Here is a 19,022-nt window from a genome sequence, read left to right as displayed (position 1 = left end):
TACAGTTTCCATATTTTTGTCCAAAATGCAGGAAACTTAAACATTTTTCTAAGTTTCCAAGTTTATCGTCTAAGTAAATAAAAGCCACTAAATCATATTGCTATAGATACAGCGATTAAGAGCTTGTTTGGAATACTGATTTAGATAGAGAAAATTTCTATAACCTGTTCAAATCGATTCAAATTTGAGAAGAATAGTGGTTCTATTTGTTGAAAATTTGAGTCGATTTGAACAGTGATTAGAGGAATTTTCTATCTGAAGACGTATTCCAAACAAGCTCTAAGCCTATACCAATGGATTGAGTGAAGAAATAGTAAGCAGAACAAGTATTGGATACCAAAAAGCGAATAGAGGAAGTAGCAGAGTCCCTCTTTATGAGATATGGGCTAAGGGCAGTGACGATGGACGACATTGCCTCTGAACTGGGTATGTCCAAAAAAACCATTTACCAGTTTTATAAGGATAAGAAATCTTTGGTAGAAGAAGTGATGCTGGTAAAGATTCAGGAAGAAGAACAAGTGATCGAGCGCATTATGGAGGACTCTTCCAATGCAATCGAAAACTTTGTCAAAGTTTCTGATTATCTGAAAAAAGTTTTAGCGACGATCAACCCTGTGGTGTTTTGGGATGTGGAGAAGTACTATCCGGAAGCCTGGAAACACTATTGTCAGAATAAAGAAAAACACTGCAAGGTTTTTCAGGAGATTTTGGAGCAAGGGATTAGGGAAGGGCTTTTTCGTCCCGAAATCAACACCAATATTATTGCTCGCCTAAGACTACAAATGGTGGATATGGGGTTCAATCAGGACATTTATCCAAGTTCAGAATTCAATCTGGTAGAAGTACAATCTCAGTTTATAGAGCACTTTATCAGAGGAGTGGTTACTGAAAAGGGGATGGAGCTTCTCCAAAGGTATCAGGAACAAGAATTAATAGGACCACGCCATTGATGTGTGCGTCCATAAAAATAAATGGTAAGACAGCTATACTGTAAAAGGTATGGTGAACTATCCAATGGCGTATTCGCCCAATGGTATTATTCCAGAATAAATAGAACAATAGCAAACAACGATCTGAAATGAGTAGAAACTTTTATATCTCCCTTCTAGCCTTATTACTATCGGGGGGATACCTGCAAGCGCAGGAACAACCAGCCACGAATGCATTTTCTCTAGAAGAGTGTGTGGAGTATGCCTTGAATCATCAGGCAGATGTGAAGAATGCGGAGCTTTCGGTAAAAATTGCAGAGGCAAGAGTTCGGGAAATTTCAGGACTAGGATTTCCTCAAATTAGTGCAGAAGGAAACCTGATGGTGAATCCAGTGATTCCTCAAACAATTCCTTCTTCCGCTTTAGGAGGTATGGGAGCTGGTGGTGCGGATCAACCTGCTACAGGAGAGGAACAAGCTGGGCCAAATATCAACGAATTATTCAATCCTAAGTACAAGTCGGATGTGAATGTGACGGCAAATCAATTGATTTTCGATGGGACATTTTTCTTGGGGTTAAAAGCTGCACAGGTATATAAGGATTTAGCAAGTAAGCAATTAACACAATCAAAAGTAGAGAGAGTGGCTGCAGTAGCATCTGCTTATTATACTGTATTGGTTACACAAGAGAATCTCAAAATTCTCGAGCAAAACTATACTACTATTGAAAAGCTTTATACAGAAACTAAGGCAATGTATGAAGCAGGGATGGTAGAGCAAATAGAGCAGGATCGTATCGAGGTGACCTTCAATAATATTAAGGTACAGAAAGAGCGTGTAGAGCAGATGTTTGTGGTGACTAAGAATCTACTGAAACTACAGATTGGTATGGATCAGGAAGACGAATTGACCCTGTCGGAAGACCTATATCAATTAGGAGATAAGATTGTTAGCTCGGATAATAATGAGGTAAACAGAAGAATTGAGCTTGATATTCTGGATACACAATATAGACTGAATGACATGGAGCGTAAGTCTCATATGTTAGGATATGCGCCAAAGGTTTTTGCATTTGCTTCTGCAGGGTATCAGGGATTTGGTAGAAACCCAATGACCTTTGAGGCTGACTTTAGTGAGTTCTCAAATAGTGATAACTGGTTTGGATTTGCAGTGGTAGGAGCGACGATTAAATGGACTCCATTTGACGGATTGATGATGTATCGTAAAGCACAGCAAAGTAAACTAGCTTCTTTACAAATTGAAAACAGCAGAGCCTTATTGAATCAGTCGATTGAGGTAGAAAGAAGCCAATATCAAATTGCTTATGAGACTAACTTGAAGACCTTGCGCATTCAGCGAAAAAACATGGAGGTAGCTAAGCGAGTTTATGATATAGCACAGGTGAAGTTTAAAGAAGGAGTTGGTTCTTCCTTGGAAGTGACCAACGCAGAGCAAGCCTATACACAAGCATCGAATAGCTATTTCGCAGCGATATATGATGCCCTAACGGCTAAAGTAAATCTGGACAAAGCCAACGGCGTCCTTTACACAGAGTAATCACGAACTATTCCTATACCTTGGTATAAGAACAATCCCGTAGGGACACGCCACTGGCGTGTCCGTGCCAACAGATATTTGGTTGGCACATTTATCAGAGAAGACATCATAGAAATAGATATAAATACAGAAATGAAAAATATAGCAAATCGTCTTATTGTATTGGCTGCAGCCTCAGCAACATTAACAGCCTGTGGAGGAGAAGCAACACTGGAAGAAAAGAAGGCATTATTGGAAGAGAAAAGAACGGAGTTAATTGCCATTCGTGCTGAGATTGATGAGTTGGAGACTGCAATTGCCAAGGCAGGAAATAAAGAGGTAAGCGATAACCTAAAGCGTATTACGACCTTGACGATTAAGGAAGGAACGTTTGCTCACTACGTAGACGTACCGGGAGATGTGACTTCCAACCAAAATATTATGGTAGCTCCTGAGATCTCAGGAAAGTTGATCAAGACTTTTGTCAACGAGGGTGATTATGTGACGAAAGGGCAAAAAATTGCGGCAATTGACGTAGAGCTGATCAAGAAGCAGATCAATGAGTTGGAAACGCGCCTTTCATTGGCGGAGACGCTTTACGAAAAGCAGGAGCGTCTTTGGAAACAGAACATTGGCTCAGAAGTACAATACCTTCAGGCTAAAAATAATGTGAAATCATTGAAAGCAAACTTGGAAAGCTTGCAGACACAGATGAGTAAAGGCTATGTGGTAGCGCCAATTAGCGGTACGATTGATGAGATCTTCCCTAACTTGGGAGAGATGGCTGCAGCAGGACAACCATTGGCTAGAATAGTAAACTTAAACTACGTTGAAATCTCTGCTGATGTATCTGAACGTTATAGCAGCGCAGTGAAAAGAGGAGACAAGGTAACGGTAACGTTCCCAATGCTAAATCTATCAGAAGACCTGAAGGTACAACGTGTAGGAAAATACATCAACCCTGCAAACAGAACCTTTAAGATTCAGATGCAAATGAATAACCGTGAAGCACAGCTTAAGCCAAATACAATGGCCATGGTACGTATTCAGGATTATGTAAAAGAGCAAGCATTGGTTGTTCCAACAAACTTGGTACAGAATTCTTCCGATGGATCAAAGTTCCTTTATATCGTTGAGAGTAAAGAAGGAAAGCAGGTTACTCAGAAGGTGACAATCACTACAGGAAAGTCTTACAATGGAAACACCATGATCACTTCAGGTATTAGTAACGGAGTAGTGGTTGTAGATAAAGGCTATAGCGAGGTGATTAATGGAGAGCAAGTGAAGGTAGTAGCAGACCCTACTAGAGAGCAGCTTTCCATGAATGTACAATAAGAAGCATGTGTAAGGGCGTGATTCATCACGCCCCATAAATAATATCAAGAATTTACATCCAACGTATATACAATGGACAATAAGTCAAATAAAAAGCCGCTAAAGGAGTTTGGACTGAGTAGCTTTGCGATCAACAACAGCACCAGTATCTTCATCCTGACGGCGATTGTAGTCATCTTCGGCTTTATCTCTTATAGTTCGATGCCGAAGGAACAGTTTCCGGAAATCCGTATTCCGATGGTTTATATCAATACCGTGTACCCGGGTAACTCTCCGGAGGATATTGAAAACCTGGTGACTCGACCGATTGAGAAGGAGCTGAAATCTATTAAGGGAATCGACGAGATTACCTCTACTTCTGCGCAGGATTACTCTGTGATTATCCTGAAGTTTGAGGACGATGTTGAAGTTTCCAAGGCCGTTCAAGATACCAAAGATGCGGTAGACAAGGCTAAGAAAGATCTTCCGAAGGACTTGGATCAGGATCCTAACGTCATGGAGATGGACATGACGGAGATTCCGGTAATGACCATCAACTTGTCAGGTGATTTTGAGATCGATCGATTGAACGATTATGCAGAGTACCTGCAAGATGAGATTGAAGAATTGCAAGAGGTATCTAAGGTAAGTATCTCAGGTGCATTGGAAAGAGAAATCCAGATCAATGCAGATCTTTTCAAGATGGATGCAATGATGGTATCTTTCCAGGATATCGAAAATGCAGTCAATGCAGAAAACGTAACGATCTCTGGAGGTGAGGTATTAACGAATGGATACCGTCGTTCACTACGTGTTTCTGGTGAGTTTGAGAGCGCCAAAGAAATGGCAAATATCATCGTAAAGTCAGAAGATGGGAATACCATTTACCTGAAAGATATTGCGGAGGTAAAAGACGCTTACGTAGAGCGTAAGAGTTTTGCACGTTTGGCTAGACCACAAGATTTTCCTAAGGCAATTGCCAATCCGGTAGTATCGTTGAAGGTTGTGAAGAGAGGAGGAGAAAACCTGATCATTGCAACAGATAAGATTAATGACCTTTTGGAAGAGGCGAGAGAAAGCCGTCAGTTACCAAGCAACTTGGATATCACGATTACGGAGTCTCAGGCAAGAGATATGGAAAACCAGTTGTCCAATCTAGAGAACAACATCATTACAGGGGTAATTCTAGTGACGTTGGTACTGTTGTTCTTCATGGGGCTAAGAAATGCCTTGTTCGTAGGGATGGCGATTCCATTGTCTATGCTGATGTCATTTGTGATCTTGAGCTTTATGGGGATTACCTTGAACATGATTGTATTGTTCGCCTTGATTCTGGCATTGGGTATGTTGGTGGATAATGCGATTGTGATTATTGAGAATATCTACCGTTTGAGAGAGGAAGGCTTTAGTAATAAAGCAGCTGCTAAGCAAGGTGCTGGTGAGGTAGCGATGGCGATTATTTCTTCTACAGCAACAACATTGGCCGCTTTCGTGCCATTGGCATTCTGGGGAGGTATGATGGGTGAGTTTATGAAATATCTTCCAATTACCCTGATTATCGTATTGGCTTCATCTTTATTTATTGGTTTGGTAATTAACCCAGTAGTCGCACAGCGCTTTATGGTATTGGATGACAGAGATCCTAACCGTGGTAAGAAATCTAAGTTGTTCTTCGGGTTTGCGAGTGTAGGATTAGCAGTGATCGCTTATATCGTAACGATCGTGATGAATGCCACATCAGAAGGTACTGAAGTAGCTTCTTATACATTCCCGAATATCATGATGGTACTGGGCTTAATCGTACTAGCAAACGCAACGTTCTTGAAAACAGCTGCATATTGGTTCCAGGATAAATTATTGGTACGTATTGAGAAGTTATACCTAGTAACCTTGAAATACGCATTAGTGGGCAGCCGTCCTTATATCGCAGTAGCGGGTACTATCGTACTACTATTCGTTTCTATTGCAGCATACTTTGGTAGTAAACCATTGGTAGAGTTCTTCCCGAATAACGAGCCACGTTATGTATATATGTATGTAGAGGCACCTTTGGGTACAGACGTATTGCAAACGAATAAATTGACGGTTGAACTAGAGAAGCGCTTGTACAAGGAGCTACAACCTTATAGCAATATTATTGAGTCTGTAGTAACCAACGTAGGTGAGAATACCAACGATCCTCAGGATATGAGTGGAGGTGGAGGAGCGACTCCTCACAAGAGTAAGATTACGGTAGCCTTTGTTCCGTTTGAGGATAGAGATGGCGTGAACACTCAGGAAGTATTAAAGCTTTGCGCACAGATTGTGAAAGAAGTTCCTGGAGTTACCGTAACAACGGATAAAGAGCGTAACGGTCCTCCTCAAGGAAAGCCGGTGAATATCGAAGTTTCTGGAGATGACTATGCACAGTTGATTAAAGTAGCGGATGATATTCAGGCAAGAATTGAAACTTCTGAGGTAACAGGTATTGATAATCTTGGTATGGATATCAATGTGAGCAAACCAGAGTTGATGATGCATATTGATAGAAATAAGGCACGTCGTTATGGTTTGTCAACTGCTCAGGTAGCGATGGCATTGCGTACGGCAATCTACGGTAAGGAAATCTCTAAGTTTAAGGAGAAAGAGGATGAATATCCGATTATGCTTCGTTTGAAAGATGATTACCGTTACAATATTTCATCATTGGCCGATCAACGTATTACGTTCAGGGATAATAAAGGACGTATGCATCAGGTGCCGATTTCTTCAGTAGCAACTATTGAGTATACGTCTACTGTAGGTGAGGTGAAACGTAAAGACTTAGACAAGGTAATTACGGTCAGCTCTAACGTAACGGAAGGGTACAATGCCAATGAGGTAGTGGCTAACGTGAAGAAAGTATTGAAAGGTTACGAAGTACCTCAAGGGGTAGAGTATAAGTTTACCGGACAGCAAGAAGAGCAACAGGAGTCTATGGAGTTCTTGACCACAGCGATGTTGATTGCGATGTCTACGATCTTCTTGATTTTAGTATCACAGTTCAACTCGTTCTCGAAACCATTCATCATCTTGACTTCAGTAGTACTGAGTTTGGTTGGGGTATTTATGGGATTGACCATTACAGGAGACCCATTCGTGATCATCATGCACATGATCGGTATTATCTCTTTGGCAGGGGTTGTCGTAAACAACGCCATTGTATTGATTGACTATACGGATCTATTGGTGAAGCGTCGCAAGGAAGAGTTAGGGTTAGATGAAGATGATAACCTATCAAATGAGGAAACCTTCCATTGCATTGTAAAGGCAGGGTATACCCGTCTTCGTCCAGTATTGCTGACAGCAATCACGACAATCCTTGGTTTGATCCCTATGGCAGTAGGACTGAATATTGACTTTGTTGGACTATTCTCTTCATTTAGTCCAGAAATCTATTTCGGTGGTGATAATGCCATTTTCTGGGGACCAATGGCGAAGGCTGTAATTTATGGTTTGACTTTTGCTACCTTCCTGACGCTAGTCGTTGTGCCAACGATGTATATGATCGTAGTCAGAATGAAAAACCACTTCTCTCCTAATAACAAGGAAGGAATAAATGAAGGTGAGGCATCAATGCCAACGCCTACTCCGGTTTATCAGAATGGTAATGGTCAGTCCAAAGCAGTAGCTACGGATACATCATTCTAATATAAGTTGATTAGCATTTTTTGATAAGAGCCTGTACGCCATCTTGGTGTATAGGCTTTTTTCGTGTAAGGTGATGTAAGGTCTCGCTTAGCATTATTTTGTCTTCCCTTTGAATACTTTATATATTGAATAAGTACACAATGGATGATGAACTTACTTATTAAGCGCTCTTCCATTAAGATAACCTGATGACCAAAATTACACCTTGCAAATCACCCTGATGAGAGACCCTTTACTGTATCGTTTGATGATGGCAATAGCTTTATGCTTCTACGTGGCTGGCTTTACGCAAGCACAGGGGTATAAGTATGACCCTTGGTGGGCCTATCGCCTTCATGAGCAAAAAGTAATAGAAAAGGAAGTTTCATTGGATTCCGTACATTTCAGAAAACCCTTTATTCTTGGCGTAAAGCACTTGCCTATCCCCCATTTGGAGTCTACTCATTGGCTGAACCTAGATAAGAAAACGGTGAAATGGTACTATCTGAAGGCAACCGATTATTCTTCTAAACTGAGTTTTGAAAAAGCTTACTTTGAAAAAGAGGTACATGGGACATGTACTATTTTTAATGATTTGGTATCCTTTCACTCTACCCGATTTGGTGACAAATTGTACTTATTGGGGACTCATTTTGAGAATCAGGTGAATTTTAATAAAGCGATTTTTGAAGAGCAGTCCTTCTTTGAGCAGACGGCCTTTATGCAGCAAGCTTATTTTTATCATACGGTATTTAAAAGAGAAGCCTTCTTTGCAAAGAGTCACTTTGAGTCGGAAGCCTATTTTTATAATACCAAGTTCGAGCAGGAAGTGAATTTTTCTGGCGCACTCTTCGATTCCCTTACTTATTTTGAAGGAGCGCATTTTAAGGAGTACGTTAATTTTTCTCAAGTGAAGTTTGACTTCTTGGCAGATTATTCCAACGTTCGTTTTGAGCGGAAAGTAGACTTTACGGATGCACATCTACCAGAGTACCTCAATATGGAGAATGTCAAAACCAAGGAGGTGATTGATCTAAGTAATGTGATAGTAAAAGAACAATGTCATATCAATTTGCATAATACAGACTTGAGCAAGATCAAGCTGGATTATCAATACTTCCAACTGACCTTCTTACCTGAATGGAGATTTGAGAAGCAAAAGGCTATTTACGGGCAGATTATACAAATGCAGGAGTACTATGGTTTTACTACAGGACTTCAAAAAGTAATGCGGGAGTATAAGCAGTTGATGTATACCGAAGAGTATGGACAGCTATTAGGAAGTATATTAAACTTTGTCAGTAGATATTGGTGGGACTATGGTTTTAGAAAGGACTTGATTTTTAAGAATACGGCATTGTTATTCCTATTCTTTTTTAGCTTCAATATTTTCGCTTTTCCTTTACTGATACGGGATGTCTATGAAATGGATAGCATTACGAAGATGACCCTGGCTTTAGTGAAGCCCGCTCCCAAAGAGCCTACCCCCACTCAGGTGATACTCTATAAAAGTCATCAGGCCTTTTTGAGGGTATATCTCAGTTTCTTCTTTACAGCCTATATCTTCTTTAGTATCATGATCGATACCAATCGAATACGTTACAACAATCAAATAGGCTTATTGTACTTCTTTCTGATGTATTTATCAGGCTTTTTCTGTTTGCTCCATATGGTCAATGCATTGTTGCAGTGAGCAGTTATGAGTTATGAGTCAAAATTTCAAACTCATAACTCATAACTCATCATTTATAACTCTAAAACTTCCTTCAAGTACTTCGCCGTATAATTCCCTTCCAGCTTCACCATATCATCCGGTGTTCCCTCAAAAGTTACTGTACCACCATTCTTACCCCCTTCTGGTCCTAGGTCAATGACCCAATCGGCCGTTTTGACAACTTCCATATTGTGCTCAATGATAATCACAGAATGTCCGTTCTCTACCAGAGCATTAATGGAAGTCATAAGCTTGTTGATATCGTGGAAATGTAATCCTGTGGTTGGCTCATCAAAAACGAACAGTACACGATCCTTTTCCTTGATGGTTCCCTTTACTAAGAAAGAGGCTAGTTTCACCCTTTGAGCTTCTCCTCCTGAGAGAGTGTTGGATGACTGCCCTAACTTGATATATCCTAAACCAACTTCCTGTAGTGGACGAAGGCGGTCGATGATCTTCTTATGATCACTAAAGAACTCCATGGCTTCATCAATACTGAGCGCTAGGACATCTGAAATATTTTTTTCTTTATAAGTAACATCCAAGATCTCTTTTTGGAAGCGAGAGCCGTGGCAGCTTTCACATGGAAGATAGATATCTGCCATGAACTGCATCTCTATCTTGGAGGTTCCTTCCCCTTTACAGGCTTCACAACGTCCTCCATCTACGTTAAAGGAGAAGAAGGCAGGCTTATACCCTCTTTGTTGTGATAATGGTTGATTAGAGAATAACTCTCTGATGGCATCATATGCTTTGACATAGGTTACCGGGTTGGAGCGAGAAGATTTTCCAATAGGGTTTTGGTCTACAAACTCAATATGTTGAATGGATTTAACCATACCATCAAGTCTTTCCATCTTTCCGGTTTCCTCATTATAGGAACCAAGCAGCTTTCCTAAAGCTGGTTGTAAACACTTTTTGACTAAGGTAGATTTTCCTGAGCCAGAAACACCCGTCACACAGGTAATGGTATTCAACGGAAACTTAACACTGATATTCTTCAGGTTATTTTCTTTAGCTCCGATTACCTCAATGTATTCATTCCATTTTCTTCGGATAGTAGGAATCGGGATACGCTCGATACCGTGAAGATATCTGGCAGTATGACTGGTTTCAGGATCTTTCATATCAGCAATACTTCCCTGATAAATTAGCTTCCCTCCATAGATACCTGCATCTGGGCCAATATCAATCAATTGATCTGCAGCACGCATTACATCTTCTTCGTGCTCCACAACAATAACAGTATTTCCCATTCTTTTCAGCTCTTGCAATACACTGATCAAGTTTTCGGTATCTCTAGGGTGAAGTCCAATACTAGGTTCATCCAAAATATACATGGAACCTACCAAGGCACTACCTAGAGAAGTCGCTAACTTGATTCGTTGATATTCTCCTCCTGATAGTGTAGAAGTCAATCGGTTTAGTGTAAGGTATCCTAAGCCGACACGATTCATATAACCTAGACGGTTACGAACCTCAGCAAGAAGGCGGTTGGCAATTTGCTGCTCGTAATGTGTTAACTCAAGGTTTTCAAAAAAGACCATCGCTTCGTCTAATGGAAGTAGAACGATATCCATAATCGACTTTCCATTGATTTTGACGTAGCTGGCGTCTTCTCTCAGTCGGGTACCCTTACATTTTGGACAAACGGTTCGTCCACGGTAACGCGAAAGCATTACCCGGTATTGAATTTTATGGGTTTTAGATTCTAAGTGTTCAAAAAAGGCATTAATTCCTTTAAAGTATTCATTTCCTTCCCACAAAAGCCCTTGTTCTTCCTCACTTAAATCCTCGAAAGGTCTGTGTACAGGGAAATCAAATTTATGAGCACTTTTCACCAAGGTGTCTTTCCATTTGCTCATGGTGGCACCTTTCCATGGGGCAATCGCCCCTTCGAATACCGATAAGGTTTTATCAGGAATGACCAAGTCAGCATCTATACCTAACACCCTTCCAAATCCTTCACACTTTTTACAAGCCCCATAAGGATTGTTGAAGCTGAAAAGGTTGACGCTAGGCTCTTCAAAAATCATCCCATCAGCCTCGAAGCGGTCTGAGAAATGATATCTTTGTTTATTTCTATCTTGATCAATAATTTCAATATAGCAATCTCCTATACCTTCAAATAAGGCCGTTTGTACAGAGTCTGCAATGTGGAAAATATTATCCTCATCTTCTTTGATGACCGAGTTACGGTCAATCAGGATAAATACATTGGTCTCTTTATTGTCTTGCTTGATTTTTTTGTAAGCATCATTCTCCAGTGCCTCTTCAATCAGAAAAAGCTCACCATTAATCTCCACACGGCTAAATCCTTTTTGCAAAAGAAGTTTGAGTTCGTCATGAAGGGTACGATCACTTTTGATAGGTAAAGGACATAACACCATAAAGCGAGTGCCTTCTTCCTTTTCTTGAATAAAGTTGACGATATCGGTTACACTGGACTTACTCACAGCTTCTCCGGAGATAGGGGAAATAGTTTGCCCTATACGAGCAAATAGTAATTTCAGGTAGTCGTAAATCTCTGTGGTGGTTCCTACGGTAGAACGTGGGTTTTTAGTCGTTACCTTTTGTTCAACAGCAATCGCAGGACATACCCCTTTGATGTATTCCACTTCTGGTTTTTCCATACGTCCCAGAAATTGTCGAGCGTAGGAACTAAGGCTTTCGACATACATTCTTTGTCCTTCTGCAAATAGCGTATCAAAAGCAAGAGAGGATTTACCGGAACCTGAAACTCCTGTAATGACCACAAATTTATTTCTGGGAATAGCGACATCAATACCCTTCAGGTTATTGACTTTAGCGCCTTTAACGATGATATATTCTTTGGGATCTAGATGTTCAACAGTAACAGACATACGTTTTAGTGCTTTATAGGATCGTAATGTTGTACAAAGGTAAGTGATTATGTGGAATAAAGACTATGAATAATGCTCGTATATACTTTAAGAATATGAATGTTTTTTTGTATTTTAGTAATATACCCGACAAACCGACCATTGTGCTAGCTAATATCAAAAATCCATGAAAAAACTACTGCAGAAAATATATCTTCTGTGGGGGCTAAGTGTTTTTGGACTACTTTTTTTAGTCTTTCTACCCCTGAATGCCTTCATTATCTTCTTCCCTGAGAAGAAACTCCACTTTATGGCCTATTATACCCATTGGGCCAACTCTTGGTTAATCTATATATTAATAGGTATTCCTGTAAAGATCGTAAGGACAAAGCCGTTATGTAGAACACAACAATATATTTATTGTGCCAACCATACGTCCTATTTAGATACTCCTGTTTTAGCAACGATTGCGAACCGCTTTATGGTTTTTTTAGGAAAAGATGACCTGGCTAAACCACCCCTATTTGGGTGGATGTTCCGAAATCTGCATATTCCGGTATATAGAGGGAAGAGAGGAAACTGGGAGTTAGTTTTTAAGGCAGCAGGAGAAGCTATACTTAGAGGACATAGCCTAGGGGTTTTTCCTGAGGGAACCATGAATAAAAAACCTCCTATGCCTGCCCGTTTCAAAAAAGGGGCTTTTTTAATAGCAATACAACACCAAGTACCGATCGTACCTGTTTCTATTATTAATCATTGGAAGGTATGGCCTAAGCTAGCACCGTACTTATGCTGGTGCCCCGTAATGGTAGTACAGCATGCTCCTATTGAAACCAAAGGAATGACGGAGGCAGATATTCCTTTATTGATGGAAAAAGTATATCAGGTAATTGCCGGAGGTATAGAAACATACGCACCGGAATATTTTATTGCAGAAAAGAAAAGTTATCCGGTATAAAGATATCCTGACAAAGGATTTTAATCCGAATTCTCTTGTACCTTTGCAAGAGATTTTTTTTATTTTTGCTCAATCGAAAGAAAAAACTGTACAATATGAATGTCGATAAGGAAATAGTTGAAAAAATGGCGCACCTTTCTCGTCTTTACTTTAATGAGGAAGACGAAGGAAAAATGGTGAAGAGCATGAACGATATAGTCAATTGGGTGGCTCAGTTGGAGCAGGTAGATACAGAGGGAGTAGAGCCTTTAACGCATATGACAGAGGAGGAGAATAATTGGAGAGAGGATGAGAAAAAGCACAGTATTTCTCATGAGCAAGCATTGAAGAATGCTCCTCGTAAGGATTCTGATTATTTCAGAGTACCAAAGGTATTAGACTAGTTTATCGTTTATTGCTTATCGCTTATCGTTTTAAACGATAAGCGATAAGCAATAAACTTTATTTTTCTCCATTCGCATTGACCAAGCAAACCTGATTGACATAATCTCTTACGTTAGCGATCAGCTTTTCAGGATTCTTCCAATAGTTTCTACTGTAAAAACGTTTTTGCTTCCAGCCTTTATCTTCCAGTTCCATGATATTGTAAGCGTGTCGCCCTTTGGCATACGGTTGTTTATAGAAATAAAGGTCATCTGTATTGACAATCCCTTCGATACGATTGGTTTCTATGGATAGGTCTGCAAAAGGAAGGCTTGAAGTGAGGTTGGCACTAGCATCCTCAATAGTTTGGAACTGATCTTTTAACTGCTTCAAGAAAGGAACTTCAGAAGACGGTGTAAGAACACTTTGATACTTCCCTTTGGACACATCTAAGGCATATTGCAAGTAAGCTTTCAAAAGTTTAGGACCATCATTCTTGACTTGCTCTACATCTAGATCCTCAGGCATAAGGCTACTCACCACAATTACTTTTTTTCTAGCTCTACTGATCGCAACATTCAAACGGTTTTCTCCCCCTACAGCATTAAGACTGCCAAAGTGTGCTTTAATTTCTCCTTCTTCATTTGGAGCATAACCAATGGAGAATAGAATCAAGTCCATTTCATCTCCTTGTACATTTTCGATATTTTTCACGAAAATCTTTTCAGAGGTATAAATACCTTTCTCTTCCAGAAGGTTTTCAATCAGTTCTTGTTGATGGTAATTAAAGGTGATGATCCCTATACTGACCTCATCTTTCCAATAGATGCTTTCAGCAATAGCTACCACCTTTTCGGCTTCCTTCAGATTGGTTTGTTTTTCCCATATAGCATTTGGTATATATTCAAAAGAGATGGCAGGTTGTCGTTGTTGTATTGTTTGAATATGCGGAATAAGTGATAGTTGCCCTTGATAGAAATGCTGATTGGAGAAATCTAACAACTCCAATGCTTCACTTCTGTAATGCCCTTTTAACATTTTTTCAGGGAGAAATAACCTACCGAGTTCTAGCAATGAGTCAACTTCCAGAATACTTTCACTATCCTCTTCGGAGGTATCCCATCTTGTCTGATAGAGGTCAAAAGGAGAAAGTTGCTTAGAGTCTCCCAAAATAATGGTTTGTTTTCCTCTATACATTGCGGGAAGTCCTCTTTCAGCATAACATTGGGAAGCTTCATCAAAGATAACTAGATCAAAGACCTTTTGCATCGGGAAAATATTAGAAACGGCTTCAGGAGAAGCAATCCAGCAAGGTAGTAAATCCATAAGCTCCTCTAGATGTTGAGAAACTAACTTCCGCAAAGGCCAAACCATACGCTTCTTGCTTACCTGATGATTGAGGTCCCGATAGGTCACCATATTTTGCAGACGGTTATACTCAATATACTTATAGGTACGTTCTCTTGCATTCATGAGAACGATATCTTCACAGAGTGCACGTTTGCTTTTCAGGTCTTGTTGAAGTTGTGCTTCGGTTTCTTCTAGTGTATTTCCTGAAACAATACGAAGGGCAGGGTATTTGGCTTCTATATCATTGATCCAATGAAGGTGTAAGCTATTGGTAAACAACTCAACGGCTTCATCTTCTTGTATGTCTTGTTTATAGTTAAACAATAACTCAATAATATCAGAAACATAAGTAGGGTAATCGCTTTTGAGCTGATCGTATTCACAAAGTTGCTCGAAGTCACTCTCTAAGGTGTTTTCGAGTTTTTGTGTATTAATAGAACTGTCCAGAAGCTTAGAGAGCATATTGTCACTAAAGTACTGCTTCCATTCTGTTTTTTTGACATGCAGTTCTTTAGCTCTTTCGATAATACGTTCAAAGATATGGGATAGTCTTTCGAAAGAGACACTTCGTATATCAATGAATTTTAAGCCTATGCGTAGCTCTTCGTAGAGATTTCGGGCTGCAAGGGCATTTTCATGTTTGACAAGCCATTTTTCAACCGGTACATAATTGATTTCCTCAGGTAGCGGAGCTAACCAAGGAATTAATGAGCGCTCAGAGGCATAATGCTCGTAGTTCTCTCTATTCTCAATTCTCCGGATAAGTGTTTTACAGTCTTTTTCATTATTGATATCCAGTTCATTTTTTTCGAATAGACTTTGGAGCTCTTGCTTTTTGCTTCCTAGAATTTTCCACTTTTGCTTATTGAGCCAATTATGATGTGTGCCTAATACTTTAGAGACCTGTTCCATCCAATAGTCTAGATCCATACGGTCTAGTGTACTTTCTATTCCATGATGATCAAAAGCCATCATGAGTTTAAAGCCATAATCCTCTAATTCCTTTTCTGAGGTATAATAAGGCAAGCAAGCTTTGAATAATCGGAAGGTCTCCTGGTCTTTGACCAGTTCAAGAAACTTTTCAATAAGAGGTGTTTTATCAAAAAGCCATTCACACTCCTTGATGGTAAGTTTAATTTTTAAAAGGTCTTCAAACTCTTGAATAAAAAGATCTCTATAGGCAGGGATTTGCTCTAGAAGAGAAGTGATCTTTTTGTAATCCTTGACTTGAAGAAATGCAAAAGACTTTCTTTTGGACCATATATAGGAAGGCTTGTCAAATCTTTGATAATAACGAATCCACTTTTTAATGACCCGACAAGTGCTTTCAAAATCATTGAAGTGAATCTGTCGATAATGATTTTTTAGATCAATATGAGGCGCATTGAGAGAAGAATTGAGGTATAACTCTTTGACACTACGTCCACATTCAGTTGTGGAGTAGAGACCTTCATAAAAAGCATCCAGTGTTTCTACATTTTTTTGTATCTCTCTCGAAAGACGTATAAACTCACGTTCCATAAAGATACTATCTAAGCTATTGTTTCTTTGCTGATAGGTATCTATCGCCTCAATTTGTTGTTCTATTTTATGATAAAGGCCAGGGCGGTCATTTTTGTGGTCATGTACAATAGCCGTGAATTTATCTAGGTTTTTGCTACGTAATCGCTTAAGGACAACCTCCAGTGCAACCCTTTTTTGACTAACGACTAATACATTTTTACCTCTACTGATATAGTCCGCTACGAGATTACAAATGAGCTGAGATTTACCACTACCAGGAGGGCCTTGTATAACCATTGAACTACCTTCTTTAATCCTGATCATACATTCTTCCTGAGAGGTGTCAATAGGGTAAGGATTGTAAAGCTTCTCTTCTCCTTGAGGCGCAACATCTATTTCTGTAGAGACAAGATCCTCTACGGCATTTAGTTGTTTCTGCTGTATTAGAAATTCGTAATCGGGTATAAGGTGAGAATCTGCTTGAGGAAATATCCCCAAGACTGCTTGAGGCTGTATTTTAAGTTGTCCTATTTTGTACTCTGTATTGATATCTTCCTTTTGTAAGGAGGTAAAAGGTAATAAGGACTCACTAAGTGTATTCTGATTGAAGTGAATGGATAAGGAAGAGTTTTCTAAGTATTCATATAACTCTGTCAAAAAAGGTAATACTTCAGAGGGAAATTGTCCGAAATGTGTATCTATAAAGTCATCTTCCAATCGGATATTATTATGATAAGCATATGCATGAAGTAAGGTTTTATTGAAGGACATATCAATGTCTTCCCTTTTTTGCAAGTACCAGTTATTTTCCTGAGTAAATAATCGAACAGGGATCAATAATAATGGAGACCGTATGATTTGTCCATTATGTAATTTACCCTCAACGAAAAGATAACCCAAGAATAAGTCTTGATGTCCGCTTTCTTCTACGATTCTTTTATTAGTGCGTTGGATATTCCGCAAGTATTGACTCATCTCGTTGGTGGGAGCATGACGGCTATCCGAAATAGCACAAACACTTACGGGCTGCTGCTTGAACAAAAGCTTTGAAAGCATTGTCATTGCAGCCTCGTCACCAACATAATCAAGCTCTTTGAAGTCTAAGTGTTGACTTTTACTTGTTCTTAAGAGAGTGATTGACTTATTTCGGCCATTTAAGTGGGTTAGCCTTTTTTGGAAGACCTTCAGTGTTTTTTGCACGATAGGAAAAGAATTAGTAGAAAATAGTGTTCATGAATACCCATGGTATGTAGTTGCTATTGCATGTAAATAGAACAAAAGTATAAGTAAGCTGATACTTTGATATTAGAATTATTCATTGAACAGATCATCTTAATATCGTGAATATTAAAATATTTACAAAAACAATCTAATCAGCAATTCATTCAAAAAATAAAATAACTGTAAGATGAGCAATCGCACAAAAAATATCATTTACTCAATCGTACTTTTTGGTTTAATGGGGACGGTATGGTTATATCGCCAATATTATGGAGAGAAAGCCATACATTTTTATATAGAGGGCCAAACGATGGGAACGACTTACCATATTAAGTATATTGATCAGGAAAGTCGTAAGCTAAAAGAGGACATAGATGAATTATTAAAGACATTTAACCAATCAATGTCTACATATATTCCGACTTCAGAAATCAGTCGTTTCAATAAAGGAGGAAATTTATCTTATGAGCTACCTTATTTTTATCCTGTTCTAGAAAAAAGTGCAGAAGTATATAAGGTAACTGATGGCGCTTTTGACCCTACTGTAATGCCATTGGTACAGGCATGGGGGTTTGGACCTGCTCGCCGTGATTCTTTAGCGACTCAGAAAGTAGACTCATTATTGGATGTGGTTGGCTTTGATTATATAGAATATAACGAACAAAGTGTTAAAGCAGCTAAACCTAATGTGCAACTAGATTTTAGTGCTATAGCAAAAGGATATGGAGCAGATGTAGTAGCAGATTACCTAAAGGGTTTAGGTATTACAAATTATATGGTGGAAATAGGCGGAGAGGTTGTTTGTAAGGGAGTCAATGAAAATAAGCAACCTTGGAGAATAGGGATAGATAATCCTTTATATAATGAAAAGGGAGGAGAAAGAGCTTCGGCGATTGTTGCATTAGATGATAAGGCGATAGCAACATCAGGTAATTATCGTAATTTCTATATTAAGGATGGTAAGAAATATGCACACACGATTGACCCTAGAACAGGTTATCCTGTAAGGCACTCCCTATTAAGTGCCTCCGTGTTTGCCAAGGATTGTATGACAGCGGATGCATATGCTACTTCATTTATGGTATTAGGAGTAGATACGGCTATTAAGATTGCAGATGAGAATCCAGAAATAGAAGTGTTGCTTATTTATGCCGATGGAGATAGTTTAAGTGTTCACATCTCTGAAGGAATAAAACCTTTTATCACTTTGTAAGTGGAAAGTGTCTTTATAATAGAAATGCTAGATGTAGTTTATTTGTATAAGATGACTATATCTAGCATTTTTTAGCTCAGCATAGAACTATTTACGCTGTAATTGAGGTTAAAGAAAATATAATTTAATATTAACATTCATTGAAGTTCCACTAATTGAGAGAGTTAGTTGTTCTTATAATTATATCCCTGAATAATTGCACTATTCCATTTGCATAATCCAAAAAATACCTACACTTTTGCATCCCCTTCAAACGGAAGGCCACAACAATTCAGGTCATGGGACACGCTCTTTGGAGCAATTTGTTATCCACAAAATCATCTGATTTTCCTCCTGAAAAGTTTTTGAAAATTTGTTTTGGAAGTTAGTTGAAAGTTTTCTTACCTTTGCATCCGCTTTCGGAAGGAAAGTAAGAAAAAGAAGTTTTGAGA

10 protein-coding genes are annotated in these 19,022 nt (G+C 39.1%); 8 read left to right on the top strand and 2 right to left on the bottom strand.

Going from position 1 to position 19,022, the window contains the following annotated elements; translation table 11 throughout:
* Positions 1 to 329: 329 nt before the first annotated feature.
* From ABD985_RS07860 to ABD985_RS07840, 5 genes are all read left to right on the top strand, one after another.
* Complete coding sequence (locus tag ABD985_RS07860) at positions 330 to 950, top strand: TetR/AcrR family transcriptional regulator (RefSeq protein ID WP_345370688.1); 621 nt, start codon at positions 330 to 332, stop codon at positions 948 to 950.
* A gap of 128 nt (positions 951 to 1,078) precedes the next feature.
* Entirely contained in the window at positions 1,079 to 2,485 is a 1,407-nt protein-coding gene (locus ABD985_RS07855; protein WP_345370687.1) for a TolC family protein, read from the top strand.
* Positions 2,486 to 2,617: 132 nt separating this feature from the next.
* Positions 2,618 to 3,799, top strand: coding sequence for an efflux RND transporter periplasmic adaptor subunit (locus ABD985_RS07850; RefSeq protein WP_345370685.1), 1,182 nt, complete (start codon positions 2,618 to 2,620; stop codon positions 3,797 to 3,799).
* Between the two features lie 72 nt (positions 3,800 to 3,871).
* Positions 3,872 to 7,447 (top strand): efflux RND transporter permease subunit, encoded by a 3,576-nt coding sequence (locus ABD985_RS07845; RefSeq protein ID WP_345370684.1) that lies wholly within the window; start codon positions 3,872 to 3,874, stop codon positions 7,445 to 7,447.
* A 220-nt stretch (positions 7,448 to 7,667) separates the two neighbouring features.
* Positions 7,668 to 9,119: a pentapeptide repeat-containing protein gene (locus ABD985_RS07840; protein WP_345370682.1), complete on the top strand. Its 1,452-nt coding sequence runs from the start codon at positions 7,668 to 7,670 to the stop codon at positions 9,117 to 9,119.
* 53 nt (positions 9,120 to 9,172) lie between these two features.
* On the opposite strand, the gene uvrA is transcribed toward ABD985_RS07840, so the two are convergent.
* A complete protein-coding gene (uvrA, locus tag ABD985_RS07835) occupies positions 9,173 to 12,004 on the bottom strand; it encodes an excinuclease ABC subunit UvrA (RefSeq protein WP_345370680.1) in 2,832 nt (943 codons plus the stop codon).
* A gap of 166 nt (positions 12,005 to 12,170) precedes the next feature.
* On the opposite strand from uvrA, the gene ABD985_RS07830 reads away from it, so the two are divergent.
* Together ABD985_RS07830 and gatC are read left to right on the top strand one after the other, a co-directional pair.
* Positions 12,171 to 12,941 (top strand): lysophospholipid acyltransferase family protein, encoded by a 771-nt coding sequence (locus tag ABD985_RS07830; RefSeq protein ID WP_345370679.1) that lies wholly within the window; start codon positions 12,171 to 12,173, stop codon positions 12,939 to 12,941.
* A 95-nt stretch (positions 12,942 to 13,036) separates the two neighbouring features.
* Positions 13,037 to 13,324: an Asp-tRNA(Asn)/Glu-tRNA(Gln) amidotransferase subunit GatC gene (gene gatC / locus ABD985_RS07825; RefSeq protein ID WP_345370678.1), complete on the top strand. Its 288-nt coding sequence runs from the start codon at positions 13,037 to 13,039 to the stop codon at positions 13,322 to 13,324.
* Between the two features lie 58 nt (positions 13,325 to 13,382).
* Here gatC and ABD985_RS07820 read toward each other — a convergent pair whose 3' ends face one another.
* Complete coding sequence (locus tag ABD985_RS07820) at positions 13,383 to 17,213, bottom strand: AAA domain-containing protein (protein WP_425550439.1); 3,831 nt, start codon at positions 17,211 to 17,213, stop codon at positions 13,383 to 13,385.
* A 352-nt stretch (positions 17,214 to 17,565) separates the two neighbouring features.
* On the opposite strand from ABD985_RS07820, the gene ABD985_RS07815 reads away from it, so the two are divergent.
* The gene (locus ABD985_RS07815; protein WP_345370674.1) at positions 17,566 to 18,591 is read left to right on the top strand and encodes an FAD:protein FMN transferase; all 1,026 of its coding nucleotides are present in this window, start codon (positions 17,566 to 17,568) and stop codon (positions 18,589 to 18,591) included.
* Positions 18,592 to 19,022 lie beyond the last annotated feature (431 nt).

Origin of the sequence: Algivirga pacifica, from assembly GCF_039543525.1 — a bacterium.
Taxonomy (GTDB): Bacteria; Bacteroidota; Bacteroidia; order Cytophagales; family Flammeovirgaceae; genus Algivirga; species Algivirga pacifica.
This window is presented reverse-complemented; position numbering and strand designations above follow the sequence as displayed.

Excerpts from the sequence above, each read along its gene's own strand:
- gatC (WP_345370678.1), top strand. The coding sequence starts at position 13,037 with ATGAATGTCGATAAGGAAATAGTTGAAAAAATGGCGCACCTTTCTCGT.
- ABD985_RS07855 (WP_345370687.1), top strand. The coding sequence starts at position 1,079 with ATGAGTAGAAACTTTTATATCTCCCTTCTAGCCTTATTACTATCGGGG.
- ABD985_RS07845 (WP_345370684.1), top strand. The coding sequence starts at position 3,872 with ATGGACAATAAGTCAAATAAAAAGCCGCTAAAGGAGTTTGGACTGAGT.
- ABD985_RS07840 (WP_345370682.1), top strand. The coding sequence starts at position 7,668 with ATGAGAGACCCTTTACTGTATCGTTTGATGATGGCAATAGCTTTATGC.
- uvrA (WP_345370680.1), bottom strand. The coding sequence starts at position 12,004 with ATGTCTGTTACTGTTGAACATCTAGATCCCAAAGAATATATCATCGTT.
- ABD985_RS07830 (WP_345370679.1), top strand. The coding sequence starts at position 12,171 with ATGAAAAAACTACTGCAGAAAATATATCTTCTGTGGGGGCTAAGTGTT.
- ABD985_RS07820 (WP_425550439.1), bottom strand. The coding sequence starts at position 17,213 with ATGCTTTCAAAGCTTTTGTTCAAGCAGCAGCCCGTAAGTGTTTGTGCT.
- ABD985_RS07850 (WP_345370685.1), top strand. The coding sequence starts at position 2,618 with ATGAAAAATATAGCAAATCGTCTTATTGTATTGGCTGCAGCCTCAGCA.
- ABD985_RS07815 (WP_345370674.1), top strand. The coding sequence starts at position 17,566 with ATGAGCAATCGCACAAAAAATATCATTTACTCAATCGTACTTTTTGGT.